Below are 16,326 nucleotides of genomic sequence, written 5' to 3' on the forward strand. Positions count from 1 at the left end.
GCATAACAATGAAACTCAAAATATATAAACGAACACTTGCCTCAGCTTCCCTATGCGCGATGCTGTTGACTGGATGTGGCCAGGATTTTCTGGAAGAAACCAATCCAAACGCAATAACTACAGACACATTCTGGGAAACTTCCTCTCAGTTCCAAAGTGCACTGGCTACCGTTTACGGAGCTACACAATTTCAGGCGATTTCGGGAGGTGGACTAGTGAATGAAATGATCCTGGGAGATATTGGAGGAACAGAAGCTTGGTATAGACCAACTGCCTACAGAAATCTCACCTACAATGACGCCAGCGATCAGGTGACTGATAAATGGAATCAGCTTTATATAGGGATATTCCGTGCCAATCAAGTCATCAATCAAATTCAGGAAGCTGATCCTAGCATCTTTTTAGCAAATGAAAAAGAAATCATAGAAGCTGAAGCTAGATTCCTTCGGGCTTTCTTTTACTTCCAATTAGCGACTACTTATGGCCAAGCAGTTATAAGAACTACAGTTCCTGTATCAGATGCTGATTTCAACACGCCGCCTAGTCCAAAGGAGGAAATTTTTACTACGGTAGTTATGCCGGATTTGGAATTTGCCAAAACTCATCTTCCTAAAATCTGGGATGATAAAAACAAAGGAAGAGTGACTTGGGGGCTGCAGCCTCATTGAGTGGAAAGACATTTCTTTTCCAGGAAAACTGGTCTGCAGCAGCTGCTGAATTCAAAAAAGTTATCGACTCTAACATCTATAGCCTTACGCCAAAAGTAAGAGATAACTACAGCGAAGAAAACGAATTCAATGAGGAGTCAATTTTCGAAGTAGCATATAATGCGGATATCAACCCTGGAGCAAATGGATCTGTGGTAGATGATGACCCAAGTAGGACTGGAGCTGAAGCTACCAATATTGCCACCCAACTTGGTCAGTTGAATTTTGCTGCCTACAACACGCTATTGCCAAGCTATTATCTGCATGAGTTGTATGTAAATGACGAGATTGACCCGAGCAACTCTATCAATAAGGGAAATCAGCAGTCCGTAAGAATGTCAGCTTCAATAGTTCCTATTAATGGAGAAGGACTCTATTATCAATTGCCTATAGGGACGAGGGGAGGCTGGGCATTCGGCCAAAGTGCTTATATCAAGAAATATACGAATTGGTACCACTTACCAAATGAAGATGGCAATTCACGTTCAGGTATCAACTTCAGACATATTCGCCTTGCCGATGTGTATCTAATGTATGCTGAAGCTTTGCTTAATTCCGGTGGATCGGTAGATGAAGCAATAGAATACATTGATATGGTAAGAGCAAGGGCAGGAGTTATTACTATTAAGCAATACTTAGCTGCAAATAACAATACATTTCCACAGTTGCACATCAGTAAACAAGTACATGGGGCTCAGCCGATGGTAGCTCCAAATGCGGAAAACATCATGACTCATATCCGAAGAGTGGAACGTCCTCTAGAACTGGCTTTTGAAGGACATAGATGGAAAGATCTGGTAAGATGGGGAATCGTAAAAGAAGTGTTTGATGAACTTCGTCAGGATGAGATTTGGAGAATGCAGAATCAGGCTTCCATTTTCAACCAACCGCCGCTTTACATAGCAGAGCGGATCAGACCAGACTTCTTACTTTCCTCGGCCAATTACTCTCCTGCAGTTCACAACTATTTTCCAATCCCTGCTCAGGAACTCCAAACCAATGATCAGATAGGAAATTAATCACGACTCACATGAAAAAATATATCAATATCATAAAAACATTGATTGCTGTACTCCTACTGCAATCCTGTGTAGATCCCTATGAGGGCATCAACTTAAATGAACCAAGTAATCAGGTGATTTTCACCTCAGAAATGGACTTTGAAAATACGGTTCAAATAGGTGGACAATTAGACTTTGGTGATGTATCAGCCGGAGTAATTTCCAGACTATGGACATTTCCGGAAGGTGCTGTGGATATAGAAGGTTCAGACAATGATGTGACCTCTACGGAAGCTACAGTAAAAACTACCTTCAAAATGTTAGGTGAGCATGAAGTAAAGCTTCATCAAGTATTCAAAGACAATGCTTTTGTAGGACTAGAGCAGCGGGGAAAAGAGTTGGACACTACGATTATTGTGAAAGTTATTCCTGAGATAACTATAAGTATAACAGCAAATATCCTGAACAATGACGGCACGCTTGGTGAAGCATTAAGTCTTCAAGACAATGCCAAAAATGAAGTAATGGCAGGAACTTTTATCCGCTATATCGTGAAGTCTGAAGGTGAACCAGCGCTTTATCAATGGAACCTAGATGGAGGAGATCCTTCATTCTCAGAGGAATTGGTGGATACACTTGACGTACGATACAAGAAAGTCGGAGAATTTGATTTCGGTTTGATCGCATCTCGAGCCAGACCCAGAGGGGAATTTGTTATTGCTATAGAAAATGTTTTGAAAATTATTCCTTCTACTGAACCTGTTACACTGGATGGTGCTCAGGAAAAAAATGGAGGAATTGCCTTGAATTTCAGTAGAGAAATGAACGGGGCCAGTCTTGATCCTGCTGACTTTACCGTTAGCATCATGAACAAAGGAAATCCTATTGTTGCTACAGTAGCAACCGCAACTGTAGATCCAATCGAAGGAAATTTTGTGATTTTGAATTTGGATAATCAGTCTATTTACAACGATGATCAGGTTACTGTCTCCTACAAACAAGGCGAAATGGCAACTGCAGATGGCGTGATGGCGGATGATTTTAAAGATATACCAGTATTTTTTATTGGTAAAAACATCCTCAAGGACACCGCTTTTGATTACAGCTTCGAAACTTCCACTAGTACTAATTGGCCTTACCAATGGTGGGGTGCTCCTTGGGACAAATATAAATTCAATATCAGTTCTGCAAAATCATTAGATGGTAAAAAGAGTGCATACGTGACCATGGAACCAAACGGAGGGATGATCATAGGTCATACTGATAATGACAATGCACCGATCACTTTCCCTGTAGAGAAAGGAAAAACCTATGAAATCGGGGTTTGGGTATATGTGGAAGATCTAGGTAAAAGTGATCCTAGCGCCAATCCACCAGATTTAAGATTCTACTGGAATCCAAATACTAACTGGGGAGTGGGACCAAACCCGGAATTCTCAGCAGATTTTGAAATTGGTAAGTGGGTCTATAGCTCTATGCTAGTAGAGTTTCAAGCTACTGGTAACTACAATTTGAATATCCGTGGTGCCAATGAAGGCAATAGTCAGACCATCAAATTCTATATGGATAACATTTCCATATCGGAAGCAAAATTAAGACAGTAATAGATAGATGGGTTATAATTAAGAATATGGGCGAATGCTGATTTAGCTTCGCCCTTATTTTTTCAACAGTAAAAATAGATCAATTACTTCTGTCAATTTAATAAATCAAAATGCACAGAATAAATAATCCGGATAAATTAGTCTGATTGATAGAAGTTCCTTTTTAAACATTTCGTAAAACAAACTTACCAAAATTCAATTTTTAGTTTATTGTTTATATAAATACATCTTTACTTTTTAAAAGACAACGGTTTCGACCATTACCCGTAAAGTCGGTTTAGTTCAACACCTCGCTAAACCCTAGTCCTACTTGTCTATTGCGTATATATTCGCTTTGTCCACAGGGGTACGGGGTGTTGTGGAAACTAAATTAAGGATTTCGTCCATCCCATCAAGTGGGCATTGAATAATTATTTTTTGAAATAAAGAGCCCATCTCCAGGACAATGATTCTCGGCTACAGTCTAGAATCCAATTGAGGAAAAGACTATGAAATGCTGGTTTAGGAAATTATCACCAAGCTAAACTGAAATCAAAATGGCAAAGAAGTTAAACTACCCTAGCAAGGGTAATAAAAATCTGGTAACTTCAAAAAGAGGCCTTGGGATGCTGATAAACTCAGAACCAGAATCACTGCAAAAAGAAAAAGCATCCAGTAAGGAATTCGACACCGAAGATGTAAAAATCTACTCTCTCCGAATCCCTACTCCTATGTTCGACAAACTCAAATACGAAATAGGCAGGGAAACCAAATTATCTATGCGGGATTTGATTTTAAAAGCGGTTGCGGAGCTATGCCCATGCAATAAAAAAGCCCCTCCAAAAGGCATTGGAAAGGCTAAAAAAAACAAAATTTTTCTTTAAATCGATACCGAATCTTCTGACTGGTATTACTTTTTAAACTAATTGGACACCTCGTTTCCTTCAAAAAATCTCGACTCAATCCCCATAAGAACCTCACCGGTTCTCCCGATACGCTGGGCTATCGGGACAGGCTGTGCAACATCGGTTTACCTCCGGTGAAAAGGTGATTTTATGACTCGGTGAATGCTTTGCATTTCATCGTTCGTGCTACGCACGCGACGAAAACCTAGTTGTTAGCCACAGTATTTTTTTATTCTTTTCCAATTGCGATATAAATTTCATGTCTGTACTTGGGAGTTGTGATTTTTATCTCGAGTTCTTGTCGATTTTGAAGAGTGATTTTCAATCCTTTTTCATACAAGGTTTCGTTTTCTCTCTTGTAAATCTCCTGTTCTTCAGTTTCACATTCTTCAAATTCTTTCTTGACTATCATTTTTCCGGTCGAAAGGTTAAAATCAACTTCTCTCCAATACTCACAAAGTTTTCCACCAATTCCGGTATATCCAATTAAATAGAAGTCTCCATTCTGGTATCGATACTTGTCGGTAAATCCCCATTTCCAACTACTTCCACCGTAATGGCTGATTTGAAGAATTCCTTTTTCAATTTTAAGTTCTGCAAATGGGTCGCCCATCATTCCGCCATCTTTGCTCCCGTAAACTGCTTGGTCAGATTTTTTCCATTCTGTCCAACTATCATTTTTGAGCTTATAGATTATTAGTTCGCGTGGAATACCGTCAATCTCGTTTTCAGGCCCCATGTTGTAAACAACAACAAGTTCAGCAATCGAATCTTTGTCTAAGTCGCCCGAAACGGAATCTACAACTGAGTAATTGTCAGGAATTGGCAATTCTTGTCCATATGAAAGTTGATTTAAAGTCAACAGGAATGTCAGTATGTAGATTGCATTTTTCATATTGTGGCTAACGTTTGACAATATGAAACGGTTGGGTTTTCGAAGTGCGTTCTTGTCCACCGACAAGAATGCTGATGCGAGAACCAAACCTTCGCAAACCACTGAACCCCAACTGTTTTATATTGTGTGTTGTAAGCCGTTTTTTATTCATTTTCCCAATAATATTCCAATAAAGAATAAGCAAATCCTGGTATCTTTTGTCTCATATCTTTATCCTGTTTTGGAACTGCTTGTAATTGTTCTTTCATGTACAAGTATACACTGTTCGTCAATCTACTCGAAACATAATCTACTTGTTTGAGTTCCTTTTCGATTTGCTCCTTAAGTACTGTTTTATCAATTGTAATATTCTCTAATAGGCGTAATCCTTTATCGAAAATTTTATTATCAAATAAGTCATTATACCTTTTGTCAAGAAATCGTAATCCAAATTGTTTGTAATCATCAACAATAGACTTTACAATCTTGGTTGTAGTTTCAATTTTGCCGTTATGAAAATAGTAGGCTTCTTCAATCGGAATACTTCCTTTATTCTTTTTGAGTACAATCAAATTCACATGTTGGGTCAAAATCCCACTATTATAAGTTCCAACGTATCTATATGTGGGATTTAGAGTCGAAGAAACTGAACATGAAAAATTTTTATCCTTTAATCCAAAAGACAAGTGAAGCGTTTCATAGATTTTATAGTTGTAAATACTCCGAATACGCTCAAAAAAATAAACACCATTTTTATAATCCAGAAACGGAAAGTCAGGAATTTGCTGCTTGAAATTATCAATCAAGATAGTCTTAATCTCACCACGTTTCATATCTCGACTTCCGTCAATTTTCTCTGTCTGTTTCTTTATTTTATCAAACCAATTCATTTGCTAATCTGTGTGCTGTGTGGTTTTTCAAAATGGCTTACAACACCTCGCTAAACCCTAGTCCTACTTGTCTATTGCGTATATATTCGCTTTGTCCACAGGGGTACGGGGTGTTGTGGAAACTAAATTAAGGATTTCGTCCATCCCATCAAGTGGGCATTGAATAATTATTTTTTGAAATAAAGAGCCCATCTCCAGGACAATGATTCTCGGCTACAGTCTAGAATCCAATTGAGGAAAAGACTATGAAATGCTGGTTTAGGAAATTATCACCAAAAAAACTGAAATACCAATGGCAAAGAAGCTAAACGACCCTAGCAAGGGAAATAAGAACCTTGAAACTCCAAAAAGAGGCCTAGGTATGCTGATCAACCCAGAAACTGAAACACAGCAAAAGAAAAAGCATCCAGCAGAGTATTCGACAATGAAGATGTCAAAATCTACTCCCTACGAATCCCAACTCCAATGTTCGACAAACTCAAATATGAAATTGGCAGGGAAACCAAACTATCCATGAGGAATTTGATTTTAAAGGCGATTGCGGAGCATTATGGGGTTTAGATTATTATTGCTACCGTTAAATGTTTAGTACCAATTTTTTTACTTCAACATTTGCTCTTCATTTCCAAGGAAGAAAGCGTTTCCTATCAATTCAATATTAAGACTGTCATTTTTTCGATTGTATCTCTGACCTATTATATAACCAACTTCATCTTTCCTATCAAACCCTTTCACCAAAATAGCATCAACTTTAATTCCGTCGCCCGTCAAATATCCATCATAAATAACTACACCGTATTGAGCTTCTTTATCAGTCTTAAGATATAACTCCCCTTTCTCAAGACCATCTTCTATACGTTCTGTTACGAATCGCTTCAAATGTCTTTCACCTTCTTTCTCTGTAATTACAATTGGGATTAAAGCTCCGGAAAAATCCCCCTGAATATTTTCAATTCCATAATCAAGGCCAAAGAACATTAAGTCAACAAGTTCTTCCTCAGCTTTTTCAAATTCTTTCATTTTAGGAGTTTGCTTTATACAACCAAATGTAGCCAAAACACTCATTAGGAAAACAAATCTATTCCTCATTTCATTCTCGAACAATAATTGAATAACCCCCAATTTGTCCTCAGTGGAATGGTCAGCGAGAAACCAAATTAAGAATCTCGTCGATCCCATTAACTTGACTTTGAAAATATTTTTAAAAACTACACCGGTGTTCTGCAAGCGATTGTTGAGATTGAATATTTCGTCACCCAAGTCAAGTATTAATGTGTGCGTTATTTGGTCGAATTTTTCTAAAACATTCCTAGATCTAGCACCTTCGGATTTGCCTTTTCACAGCAGACAGTTATTAGGATAGACTGTGAGTGGAAAATAGTCTTTTCATTGTTTATAGTTTGGTTTGACTCGAATAAATGCCATCTCATCATTTAGGTTAATGTAGGAATACAAAATCCCTTCCTTGAAAAAGGATTGATAATAGGAGTAATCATATTCCACCATTTCCTCATGCAATTGATTCAGATCAGAGTCAAAAATTGTCAGAACTGTTTTCATAGCAACAGAGTCTCCAATCATTCGATCCTTGTCATAACTGAATCTCCAAAATTTTTCATTCTGCTCATCATAGAGGAATTTGCCAAACTGTACTTCTTTAGAGTGCTCATTGAAACTGGCTTCTCGATCTTCATTGCGGTTAGATTCTTTTGTCGAATTTCCTTTTTTTGCATCTGCTGTGAGTTGAGAATGAAAAACCTTATGAATTAAAGTGTCATTTTCCATGTCAAAGACAAATGCTTCATTATAAGCACTTGTGGATACAATTAGATTGTTTTTTGTTTTTGCGATATAAGATGATTCTCCTTTTTCAAAGCCATATTGGTTTTGTATAATAAACTGTTTGAGGCTACTGAGTTCAGGAATTGGGATTTTAAGGATCGTGGAATTAACTAAATCAACCAATGCAAGACCTTTGGTTTCTCCCACCTTCTTACCAGCGTCTTCCTTATAGATTGCATAAAGATGAGATCCATCATCACTAAAGATGGGGTGGTATTCGAAACGTTCTCCTTCCTCCATCTCATCCCCTTTGAAATAATTTGGGCCGATTTTGATAGTTTTCATTTCAGTCCTCAGAGAGTCAAAAATTCTATACTCATTCCAACCTTCTACCACCAACTCATTCTGTTGAGTTACAAAAACCCCAAAAACTACTGGACCAATGCCTTTTGGGCCTTCTTTTGCCATTGGTTCTATTTTGATCAACTCCTGCTTATCCAAGTCAATGATTTCCAGGTTTGGGGCAAATGAATTTAAGTTGTATAAAAATTTCTTGTCAGGAGATACATTCGAGGTGGCCAAATAGATCTCCATAAAGTAAAACCTGTCCTTGAAATCTATTTGCACCGTGTCGATTTCAACAGAAAAATTGAAAGGCTGGGCCCCTCCCATTATTTTTCTTTTTCACCGTCACATGAGGCAAGGATAAAAAGTGCGATGATTGTAAATAATGTTCTCATGGATCTAAAAATTAATTGTGAGATAGGCAGGGAAACCAAATTATCCATGAGGGATATGATTTTGAAGGGGATTGCGGAGTATTATGGAATTTAGAAAAATAAATATCATGTTTATAAAAGCTATCAAAAGGTTAGCGATCTTCTTGCTAGATTCGGTAAAATTTCAATTTAGACAAAAGCTTAGCTTTCATATTCTATATAGAATGTATTAGAATTTCAAATAAATGAATTTCTATAGGCCATATTCTTTCTTGACTTTTTCGATAGTTGCATCATCGGCTAAATCACCACCTGATTGAGAACCAAAAATTTGATAACCATATTTCTTCATATAAACTCGATCAATAAGCATTTTTAATGGTGTTTTCGGTAATTCTCCATTAATTACACCTTCATGAACAACTGGTAAATACTTTTCTTGATGTCCAAGATCCGAATGTTGAATTACTGCCCACATTACGTGTTGATATTCACCACCAACTAAAGAATTGCCAATGTACTTTTTATGTAAAGAATAAAGAGAATCGATTATCTGAATATTTTCTTCATCAATAAGTTGTTGTTTCCCCATATCTGACATTCGAAATTCCTGATCTTTTTCATTCAAGTGCGCCATTAACGCAACGAGGACAGTATCAAGGTTATTTTCTAGAGCATACTCAGATGGGTTAAGTCTTATTTCATGCTTATTTTCCACAACTTCAGCAAATTTCCCTATTAATGAATCATACTCAGAGTCAGATAGATAACCGACTACACTTCTAGAAGATTGATAAATTAAAGGAAATAATTCAGCAGTACTTTCTAAATCCTCTTGCTGAGCGAGATACCATTGATCCACAACCTTTTGCCTAGGTTCTTTTAATTTAATAAAAGCAGTTGCGATGTTAAGGTGATCACCATATTTCAAATACCCACTATCCTTAGAAATTTGTTCATATATACTACGTAGTAGGAATGTCCATTTCCTGTAGTCTTCATCAGAAACTTCAGCTTTCTGCTTGGGTATGTAACCAATCTCAGTTGTAACTTCTCTTGTATTCTGAGCATTACATGCACTCAACAATACAAATGTTAAAAAGTAAAGAGGTATTTCATTTGATCTAAGGTTAATTCTAACAACAATGTAAACTATAAGCGATCACTCAATTTTTATTAACACAGTTTTCAAAAGGATTTATGAAATACTGTTTATCAAATTAAGAATTTCGTCAATCTCATCAAGAGGGATCTGAATATTTATTTTTTGATATAAAAACCTGGTGGCAGGGACAAACCATATTCGATTATGCTCCAGAATCCAACGGAGCAAAAGACTATGAAATGCTGGTTGGGAAAAACATTACCAAACTAAACTGAAATCAAAATGGCAAAGAAGTTAAACGACCCAAGAAAAGGGAATATAAACCTTGGAACTTTAAAAAAAGGCTTAGGATTGCTGCTCAGCTTTTGGGCGTTTGGCGAAAAAGCGGATTTCGAAGCACTAAATAGTCTGCCACCATTGAACTTGATACGAAGCACAAAGCTTCATTTATCCACTGAACTCCCAATATCTTGTAGGTGCTGTTATAGGGCATTTTTTTTTTTATCTGATTACTATCCAATCCGCATGTGTTGTCAGCTGTTTTGGCCTTGAAGGCTCTTCCAATTCAGGATAGTCTCCTATTTCTGTGTGTTCATTGGTCTTAAAAACAAAATCCCAATTGTTCGTTGTATCCTGATAAAACTCACCACCACTCATTAAATCTTGGTTTACTGTCAGGTCCGGATATTTTTCAAGAAGGTCTTCAACTGTTGAGTTTGGATTAAGTCCATTTGTTGTCAGTAAATTTTTATTTGCCGCAATTATCAAAAGCAAAGTGTCGGTTCCAAGTCTAGGGATTAGTCCAAACAATAATTCGTCTCCCAAGTAATATAGATTCGCTGAACTTCCACCACCAAATCCAAAATTTGTCGCTTGGTCTGTTTTCTTTTTCAGTCCAGTAAGCTGTTTTTCTGCTTCGGTAATAGTCATACCTATTTTAATTTCACCTAATTGTCCTTTACGGATTATGAAATTGTGAAAGTTGAAGTAAACAGATTGTTCAGATTCCTTCTCTATTTTCGAAACCGTTACACCTTCATAATTTTCTGTCTTTGTTGTCGAATTGCAGCCAAACAATAAAAGTCCAACTAAAAATATCAACATATTTTTCATTGTTGTGTCGCCCTAAAATTGGCTATAGAGTGTTCGCATATGGCAAGTAAGGCAATTAAAAAACCGTTAGTTCACTTCTCACCAAAGCGTTGTTTTGATTTTGAAATTAATACTTTTTTAAATGAAAACGACGCTTTGGGCGCCGATTGTCAAAGTCAATGACTTTTCCTAAAACCTAAATTAAGCCTTATTTGAAATATACAGTGTTGACAAAAGTGCTATGATCTATTTTTTGAAAGTTTAGGTTAACTTAAATGATTCCTCATTCAAATTTCTGTCTACAGTTTTATAGTGCCTGAATTTACCATCCACCTTTAAATTAATTTTATCAAAGGCTCTCCAGAACGTTCTCTTTTCTACCTCAAATTTTTCGAGTTCATTTAATGAAACTTTTACTTTCAGAGTTTTACCAATTGGATTTGTCAAGTCCAGAATCAAATAATTTTCTGTCTTGGTTAAATTGAAAAGATATGTTGGCTTGACATCTAATAAAAGATACCTTAGAAAAACAGCAATCCAAATACCACAAAGAGCACCAAAATTAACATCATTAATAGCTACAGCAAAAACCCATTTTAAGAGTAACGAAATAAAAGTTAACACTAAAGGTGCTAAAATGTAATTCTTCGCTATTCCCAAAAGCGTTTTATTCTTTCTTGAGTTAATAAAGTCATTAGGTTTCATCATTAATGGATTAGTGCCAACGGCCCTGGCTATGAGCAGTAGCGTCCCGCAGGGCGCTATTGCTTATAGGTTTTGCTGGGCGCTGGCTTTATTTTTATTTTCAGTCGGTACATCAAATCAGCTACATACTTTTTATGCGGTTTCTTGTCGTCAACCGAGTCATAATATTCTTGAAATAGTCTTTCTCCATCTTGTCTGTCAATGTTGAGTTGAACAATTGCAGCGTCAAGTTTTGCTCTTGGTGTAAGGAAGAACTCGTATGATTTGTCTTGCAAGTTTTTGACGATTTTGTCTCTCGTGTCAAAAAGGTCAAACCAAGTCTGTCCTTGTGAGTTTAGCCCGTCAATTATTTCTTGTGCAGTTTGCTCGTAATTGTCGTCAAGTGTCCACCATTTATCTTGTCCTTTTGTCAAATGTTCAAGTCTTTTCCTGATGGCACAGTCATACTCCTGTACAAATGTCCTTGTCTTATTGCCTTTTAATTCGTCAAGCTCGTCAACGTACACGCCAAGGTTAACGGTAAACTTTCCATAATAGCTCTCACGAATTCCTGGAACTACGTAGTTGTCCCCAATTGGAAATTGTCCCATTTGGAAGTTGACGGCTTGAATTAGTCCGGTGTCAACAGTCTTGTTGTGTGTCCGTCCCTTTTTCTTGAAGCCATTTGGCTTTAAGTCTTGGTGGACTAATTTCTGTATCTCGTCCAGAGTAGCTTTATAGGCGTTCTTGCCTTTCATTTTCAGCTTGCGCCCAACAATTGTGGTTACAGCATTACCACTACCCTATTGCGTCTATATCGCAATTGTCCACAGGGTTCCGGGTGCTGCTGTGACCAAATTAAGAATTTCGTCGATGCAGTCAAGCGGGCTTTGAAAATTTATTTTTTGAAATAAAAAGTCTGACTTCAGAATCAAAGAATCTTCTCCTATTCTTCAGAATCCAACAGAGCAAAAGACTATGAAATTCTAGTCGAAGAAATTATCACCAAACTAAACTGAAATACCAATGGCAAAGAAGCTAAACGACCCTAGCAAGGGAAATAAGAATCTTGGAACTCCAAAAAGAGGCCTAGGTATGCTGATCAACTCAGAACCTAAATCACAGCAAAAACAAAAAGCATCCAGCTAAGAGTTTGATACCGAAGATGTAAAAATCTACTCTCTACGAATCCCTACCCCCATGATTGACAAACTCAAATATGAAATAGGCCGAGAAACGAAATTATCTATGCGGGATATGATTTTGAAGGCAGTTGCGGATCATTTTAGTATTTAGGGAGAGAAACAGACTCCTGACGGCATTTACCCCAAATCTTAATGATTTGAAGAAAAGTGGTGAATTAAAAATTAACACAATACTAAGGACCACATCAAGTATAAATACAACTTAGAACGAATAGGAAATCCCCAGGTTTGTAAGAGTATAATAATGATCCAAATCAATTCCAAGGTCCAAAACAATCGGACTATTATTTATTCTATAGTTAATATTTGTACTAAACAAAACTCTAATTTGATCAATGTATTCATATTGCCTTTCACCCGTTTCAGGATTATAAAGCCAAGAGTCTGGCTTTGAAATTCCGAATCCTTTCATTCCTAGTACTATACCAAAATCTTTGTGTGAAAAAATTGAAATTTTCTTTTCTAAACCAGCACCACCCCAAATTGGATTTTGATACCATTCTGATTTTGAAATCCCCCTTCTCCAATCATCCAATCTGTCCCTAGAATTACTTTACCATCAATTCCAAGTTTATTAAATAATGGGAAGCTATAAGTCCCATAGATTCCAGATCCCACATTGGATTGATTAACAAAATTATTATGAACATTGAAGTATCTGATTCCAATCTGAAACCTATGTTTTTTTGGAATTTCAAGAGTATCAGATGCAAAACAATAGTTGGAAAAAAATCCCAAAAGTAGGAATAGGATTAAAAGTGGTTTTTTCATTTTATGGAATTTATTTTTTAAAACTAAAATCTAATCAATCTTGACCAAAGAGTAAAATTCAAAAGTGTCATAAAAATTAGTTAAGTACTCAATTACATTTCCTAATCTAATGTTTTTTAAAGCACTACTTGGACTGAAAATTATCAATTAATTTATTAATATTTACACCAAGGTTGAGAAAAAATAGTTTAAAATCCAATTTATCTTGCTACTAGAAAATCTGATTAACCTACCATACCATTACTTGGATTAATTGTAAGAGACCGAGTTGTTCTATAAATTTCTCCTGTGAACAAATTAAATTAAGCTTTCAGTTAGTAATGAATTAACAAAGCGTTGTATTCCCGCTTTTCTTTCTATTTTTAGAAAAATTAACAACTAAGAGACTTTGTGGATTTATCTATCTTCTAAACTGTAAGCTTCCCTAAAGTCGGCCATTTGAAAGTTGAATTGAAATTATCAACTTTAAATGGTTATTATGAAAAAATCGAGATTCACAGAAACGCAGATCGTCAAAGCGATCAAAGCTCATGAGGCCGGCAGAAAAGTAGAAGAAATCTGTCGTGAAATGGAAGTTACACCTGCCACTTTTTATAAATGGAAGCAGCGTTATGGCGGAATGGAAGCCAGTGAGGTCAAAAAGCTGAAAGAACTTCAGGAAGAGAATTCCCGCCTAAAGCGGATGTTTGCCGATCTGAGTCTGTGCATGAGGCTCTCAAGGATGCGGTGGCAAAAAGCTCTGACGCCTGACGAAAAGGCATGCTGGTTCAGTTCATGGTCGAACATGGAGTGAGCCAACGTCAGGCGTGTAAAACGCTTAGTGTGCCCCGAAGTACTTTCCAGTATCACCCCAAACCAAAAAACGATATGCCCGTGATCCAGGCGCTGGAAGAACTGGTAGCCAAACACCCTGCCATTGGCTTTTGGCAGTCCCATTACCGGCTTCGCAGAAAAGGCCATCTATGGAACCATAAAAAGGTCTACCGGATCTATTCTGCCATGCGGACTGAACATCAGACGCAGACACAAGAAGCGGCTACCGCAAGGATTAAACAGGCCCTATACAGGCCGGAATCGATCAACTGCGTCTGGTCTATCGACTTTATGAGCGATAGCCTTTGGAGCGGCAGGCACTTTCGGGTCTTTAACATTCTGGATGACTATAACCGGGAAATGCTGGCTATGGAAGTGGATTTTTCACTTCCTCGCACAACGGGTAATCCGAGTGTTGGAGTTTGTTGAGCTGGTCCGGGCCTCCCCAAAATGATCCGCGTGGACAATGGACCGGAGTTTATCTCCCGTCTGTTGGATCACTGGTGTAGGGAGAAGAACATTGAGCTGGTCTTTATCCAGCCGGGCAAGCCGATGCAAAACGGCTATGTGGAACGCTGTAACGGATCGTCAGAAAAGAACTGCTTAGCTCCAATGTATTTAATTCTCTGGATGAGGTCAGGGAAAGCGATGGAATGGATGGAAGATTATAACCGGGAAAGGCCCCATGAGGCACTTGGATATCGGACTCCCGTTGACTTATTGAAAGAACTAAAATGAACATATCTTTTGCTTTTCAAACCGTTAAGCAGCGCAAAAGTGAATGCGGAAAGCGGCTCAAGACCGGTTGGCCCAAGCCAACCGCTCGCCTTGGTCTTGAACCACTTGGAGTATTCACTTACCTTCGCTTATCGGGTGAAAAGTAAACTTTTGACTGGCCCAATTTTCGGGGGAGCTTACAAACGATTATTCTAAAACAGTAATAAGAAAAAAGTGGATTTGGAGCTAATACGGCAATCATACTTACTTTTCAATATACGGACATATGACTAATAACTATTTGCGCACAGGGGCATTAAGTGTGATAGAAACTAAATTAAGGATTTCGTCCATCTCATATAGTAGGCATTGAATAATTATTTTTTGATTTAAAAACCTGGTGTCAGAGACTAAGCGTCTTCGACTTTGCACCTGAATCCAATGGAGCAAACGACTATGAAATACATGTCGAGGAAATTATCACCAAACTAAACTGAAATACCAATGGCAAAGAAGCTAAACGACCCTAGCAAGGGAAATAAGAATCTTGGAACTCCAAAAAGAGGCCCAGGTATGCTAATCAACTCAGAACCAGAAACACAGCAAAAAGAAAAAGCATCCAGCAGAGTATTCGACAATGAAGATGTCAAAATCTACTCCCTACGAATCCCAACTCCAATGTTCGACAAACTCAAATATGAGATTGGCAGGGAAATTAAACTATCCATGAGGGATATGATATTAAAGGCGGTTGCTGAGTATTATGGGGTTTAGCAAATGTTTCATCTTACCTATTTCTGCGGACAAAAAGTGCTTCCCACGCGACGAAAACCTAGTTGTTTTGCGCAGTTATTTTTATTTCTTTTTCGTTTGGTAGTGAAATCAACGGACTAAAGTCGACTTTCCAAATGTCCAATTCGAATAAGTTTCCTTCATTGTCTGCTGTTAACTCGAAGTCAACCTTGATTCCGTCTTTGTCCTTAAAGTTTCCAGCAATTATTTGCTTTGTTCTTGATTGGTCACCTTTCAAGTCGAATGAAATTGATCCCATTCTTCCATCTTTCATTGATATTACCATTTCTGGTATTACAACATGATGGTTTGACCGTTTCAAGAGTATTGAAACGAACTGTCTTTCTTTATCCGTGATCTCTCTCATTTTTAAATGCGCACAACGTTTTGCAGCTTGCCGAAGGCGGGGCTTTCGAAGCACCATCTGTCAAGCTACTATTAATGATTATTCGGAGCCAAAAAGTTTCTGTAACCACGTCCGCCCCGCTTTTGGCAAGGTGCTGTTGCACTAAACCTGCAGTAGTTTCAGGAACAGCAAGAAGCGGTAACTTTTTAGATCATTCATTAACTCTTATTAATCATGAAAAAAACCATCCTCCGGGCTGCCTGTTCAGATAGCTGGATTTGCTGAACTATTAGCCAAGTTTGAGCAGAAAGTTGTCGTCGCCAGGAAAAAGTAAAAGTAC

Annotated in this window: 20 protein-coding genes; 10 read left to right on the forward strand and 10 right to left on the reverse strand. The window is 37.6% G+C overall.

Features of this window, described 5'->3' with window-relative positions:
• The first annotated feature begins 8 nt into the window (after positions 1–8).
• The 4 genes from V8V91_RS10525 (at position 9) to V8V91_RS10540 (ending at position 4,175) form a co-directional block, all read left to right on the forward strand.
• Positions 9–668, forward strand: a complete 660-nt coding sequence (locus V8V91_RS10525; RefSeq protein WP_373400023.1) for a RagB/SusD family nutrient uptake outer membrane protein — start codon at positions 9–11, stop codon at positions 666–668.
• A complete protein-coding gene (locus tag V8V91_RS10530) occupies positions 647–1,726 on the forward strand; it encodes a RagB/SusD family nutrient uptake outer membrane protein (RefSeq protein ID WP_373400024.1) in 1,080 nt (359 codons plus the stop codon). Before V8V91_RS10525 ends, V8V91_RS10530 begins: the two co-directional genes overlap by 22 nt.
• An 11-nt stretch (positions 1,727–1,737) precedes the next feature.
• A complete protein-coding gene (locus V8V91_RS10535) occupies positions 1,738–3,312 on the forward strand; it encodes a hypothetical protein (RefSeq protein WP_373400025.1) in 1,575 nt (524 codons plus the stop codon).
• Between the two features lie 536 nt (positions 3,313–3,848).
• A complete protein-coding gene (locus V8V91_RS10540) occupies positions 3,849–4,175 on the forward strand; it encodes a hypothetical protein (RefSeq protein WP_373400026.1) in 327 nt (108 codons plus the stop codon).
• A 250-nt stretch (positions 4,176–4,425) separates the two neighbouring features.
• On the opposite strand, the gene V8V91_RS10545 is transcribed toward V8V91_RS10540, so the two are convergent.
• A complete protein-coding gene (locus tag V8V91_RS10545) occupies positions 4,426–5,025 on the reverse strand; it encodes a hypothetical protein (RefSeq protein WP_373400027.1) in 600 nt (199 codons plus the stop codon).
• A 209-nt stretch (positions 5,026–5,234) separates the two neighbouring features.
• The gene (locus V8V91_RS10550) at positions 5,235–5,960 is read right to left on the reverse strand and encodes a hypothetical protein (protein ID WP_373400028.1); all 726 of its coding nucleotides are present in this window, start codon (positions 5,958–5,960) and stop codon (positions 5,235–5,237) included.
• A gap of 292 nt (positions 5,961–6,252) precedes the next feature.
• Here V8V91_RS10550 and V8V91_RS10555 point away from each other — a divergent pair, with 292 nt between their 5' ends.
• The gene (locus V8V91_RS10555; protein WP_373400029.1) at positions 6,253–6,477 is read left to right on the forward strand and encodes a hypothetical protein; all 225 of its coding nucleotides are present in this window, start codon (positions 6,253–6,255) and stop codon (positions 6,475–6,477) included.
• Positions 6,478–6,560: 83 nt separating this feature from the next.
• On the opposite strand, the gene V8V91_RS10560 is transcribed toward V8V91_RS10555, so the two are convergent.
• The 6 genes from V8V91_RS10560 to V8V91_RS10585 all read right to left on the reverse strand — a co-directional run bounded on the left by V8V91_RS10560 (position 6,561) and on the right by V8V91_RS10585 (position 12,100).
• Positions 6,561–7,220 carry a hypothetical protein gene (locus V8V91_RS10560; RefSeq protein WP_373400030.1) on the reverse strand — a complete coding sequence of 220 codons (660 nt, stop codon included), beginning with the start codon at positions 7,218–7,220 and terminating at the stop codon, positions 6,561–6,563.
• A gap of 126 nt (positions 7,221–7,346) precedes the next feature.
• Entirely contained in the window at positions 7,347–8,414 is a 1,068-nt protein-coding gene (locus V8V91_RS10565; protein ID WP_373400031.1) for a DUF4221 domain-containing protein, read from the reverse strand.
• 300 nt (positions 8,415–8,714) lie between these two features.
• Positions 8,715–9,545: a hypothetical protein gene (locus V8V91_RS10570; RefSeq protein ID WP_373400032.1), complete on the reverse strand. Its 831-nt coding sequence runs from the start codon at positions 9,543–9,545 to the stop codon at positions 8,715–8,717.
• 522 nt (positions 9,546–10,067) lie between these two features.
• The gene (locus tag V8V91_RS10575; RefSeq protein WP_373400033.1) at positions 10,068–10,679 is read right to left on the reverse strand and encodes a hypothetical protein; all 612 of its coding nucleotides are present in this window, start codon (positions 10,677–10,679) and stop codon (positions 10,068–10,070) included.
• 240 nt (positions 10,680–10,919) lie between these two features.
• Positions 10,920–11,366: a hypothetical protein gene (locus V8V91_RS10580; RefSeq protein ID WP_373400034.1), complete on the reverse strand. Its 447-nt coding sequence runs from the start codon at positions 11,364–11,366 to the stop codon at positions 10,920–10,922.
• 53 nt (positions 11,367–11,419) lie between these two features.
• Complete coding sequence (locus tag V8V91_RS10585) at positions 11,420–12,100, reverse strand: DUF4304 domain-containing protein (RefSeq protein WP_373400035.1); 681 nt, start codon at positions 12,098–12,100, stop codon at positions 11,420–11,422.
• A 268-nt stretch (positions 12,101–12,368) separates the two neighbouring features.
• Between V8V91_RS10585 and V8V91_RS10590 the strand changes: the two genes are divergently transcribed.
• A complete protein-coding gene (locus tag V8V91_RS10590; protein WP_373400036.1) occupies positions 12,369–12,491 on the forward strand; it encodes a hypothetical protein in 123 nt (40 codons plus the stop codon).
• Between the two features lie 518 nt (positions 12,492–13,009).
• On the opposite strand, the gene V8V91_RS10595 is transcribed toward V8V91_RS10590, so the two are convergent.
• Positions 13,010–13,318 carry a hypothetical protein gene (locus V8V91_RS10595; protein ID WP_373400037.1) on the reverse strand — a complete coding sequence of 103 codons (309 nt, stop codon included), beginning with the start codon at positions 13,316–13,318 and terminating at the stop codon, positions 13,010–13,012.
• Positions 13,319–13,796: 478 nt separating this feature from the next.
• On the opposite strand from V8V91_RS10595, the gene V8V91_RS10600 reads away from it, so the two are divergent.
• The 4 genes from V8V91_RS10600 to V8V91_RS10615 all read left to right on the forward strand — a co-directional run bounded on the left by V8V91_RS10600 (position 13,797) and on the right by V8V91_RS10615 (position 15,622).
• Positions 13,797–14,111, forward strand: coding sequence for a transposase (locus tag V8V91_RS10600; protein ID WP_373400038.1), 315 nt, complete (start codon positions 13,797–13,799; stop codon positions 14,109–14,111).
• 74 nt (positions 14,112–14,185) lie between these two features.
• Complete coding sequence (locus tag V8V91_RS10605; RefSeq protein ID WP_373400039.1) at positions 14,186–14,560, forward strand: hypothetical protein; 375 nt, start codon at positions 14,186–14,188, stop codon at positions 14,558–14,560.
• A 21-nt stretch (positions 14,561–14,581) separates the two neighbouring features.
• On the forward strand, positions 14,582–14,869 hold the full coding sequence (locus tag V8V91_RS10610; RefSeq protein ID WP_373400040.1) for an integrase core domain-containing protein: 288 nt from the start codon (positions 14,582–14,584) through the stop codon (positions 14,867–14,869).
• Positions 14,870–15,352: 483 nt separating this feature from the next.
• On the forward strand, positions 15,353–15,622 hold the full coding sequence (locus tag V8V91_RS10615; RefSeq protein WP_373400041.1) for a hypothetical protein: 270 nt from the start codon (positions 15,353–15,355) through the stop codon (positions 15,620–15,622).
• A 58-nt stretch (positions 15,623–15,680) separates the two neighbouring features.
• Here V8V91_RS10615 and V8V91_RS10620 read toward each other — a convergent pair whose 3' ends face one another.
• Positions 15,681–16,007 (reverse strand): hypothetical protein, encoded by a 327-nt coding sequence (locus V8V91_RS10620; protein ID WP_373400042.1) that lies wholly within the window; start codon positions 16,005–16,007, stop codon positions 15,681–15,683.
• Positions 16,008–16,326: the final 319 nt, after the last annotated feature.

It is taken from the genome of Algoriphagus halophilus, from assembly GCF_041729275.1.
Classification (GTDB): domain Bacteria; phylum Bacteroidota; class Bacteroidia; order Cytophagales; family Cyclobacteriaceae; genus Algoriphagus; species Algoriphagus halophilus_A.

What these genes read in the sequence shown, in the direction of transcription:
- V8V91_RS10525 (WP_373400023.1), top strand. Translation starts at nt 9, where the DNA reads ATGAAACTCAAAATATATAAACGAACACTTGCCTCAGCTTCCCTATGC.
- V8V91_RS10535 (WP_373400025.1), top strand. Translation starts at nt 1,738, where the DNA reads ATGAAAAAATATATCAATATCATAAAAACATTGATTGCTGTACTCCTA.
- V8V91_RS10540 (WP_373400026.1), top strand. Translation starts at nt 3,849, where the DNA reads ATGGCAAAGAAGTTAAACTACCCTAGCAAGGGTAATAAAAATCTGGTA.
- V8V91_RS10550 (WP_373400028.1), bottom strand. Translation starts at nt 5,960, where the DNA reads ATGAATTGGTTTGATAAAATAAAGAAACAGACAGAGAAAATTGACGGA.
- V8V91_RS10555 (WP_373400029.1), top strand. Translation starts at nt 6,253, where the DNA reads ATGGCAAAGAAGCTAAACGACCCTAGCAAGGGAAATAAGAACCTTGAA.
- V8V91_RS10565 (WP_373400031.1), bottom strand. Translation starts at nt 8,414, where the DNA reads ATGGGAGGGGCCCAGCCTTTCAATTTTTCTGTTGAAATCGACACGGTG.
- V8V91_RS10575 (WP_373400033.1), bottom strand. Translation starts at nt 10,679, where the DNA reads ATGAAAAATATGTTGATATTTTTAGTTGGACTTTTATTGTTTGGCTGC.
- V8V91_RS10580 (WP_373400034.1), bottom strand. Translation starts at nt 11,366, where the DNA reads ATGATGAAACCTAATGACTTTATTAACTCAAGAAAGAATAAAACGCTT.
- V8V91_RS10585 (WP_373400035.1), bottom strand. Translation starts at nt 12,100, where the DNA reads ATGAAAGGCAAGAACGCCTATAAAGCTACTCTGGACGAGATACAGAAA.
- V8V91_RS10590 (WP_373400036.1), top strand. Translation starts at nt 12,369, where the DNA reads ATGGCAAAGAAGCTAAACGACCCTAGCAAGGGAAATAAGAATCTTGGA.
- V8V91_RS10595 (WP_373400037.1), bottom strand. Translation starts at nt 13,318, where the DNA reads ATGAAAAAACCACTTTTAATCCTATTCCTACTTTTGGGATTTTTTTCC.
- V8V91_RS10600 (WP_373400038.1), top strand. Translation starts at nt 13,797, where the DNA reads ATGAAAAAATCGAGATTCACAGAAACGCAGATCGTCAAAGCGATCAAA.
- V8V91_RS10605 (WP_373400039.1), top strand. Translation starts at nt 14,186, where the DNA reads ATGCCCGTGATCCAGGCGCTGGAAGAACTGGTAGCCAAACACCCTGCC.
- V8V91_RS10610 (WP_373400040.1), top strand. Translation starts at nt 14,582, where the DNA reads ATGATCCGCGTGGACAATGGACCGGAGTTTATCTCCCGTCTGTTGGAT.
- V8V91_RS10615 (WP_373400041.1), top strand. Translation starts at nt 15,353, where the DNA reads ATGGCAAAGAAGCTAAACGACCCTAGCAAGGGAAATAAGAATCTTGGA.
- V8V91_RS10620 (WP_373400042.1), bottom strand. Translation starts at nt 16,007, where the DNA reads ATGAGAGAGATCACGGATAAAGAAAGACAGTTCGTTTCAATACTCTTG.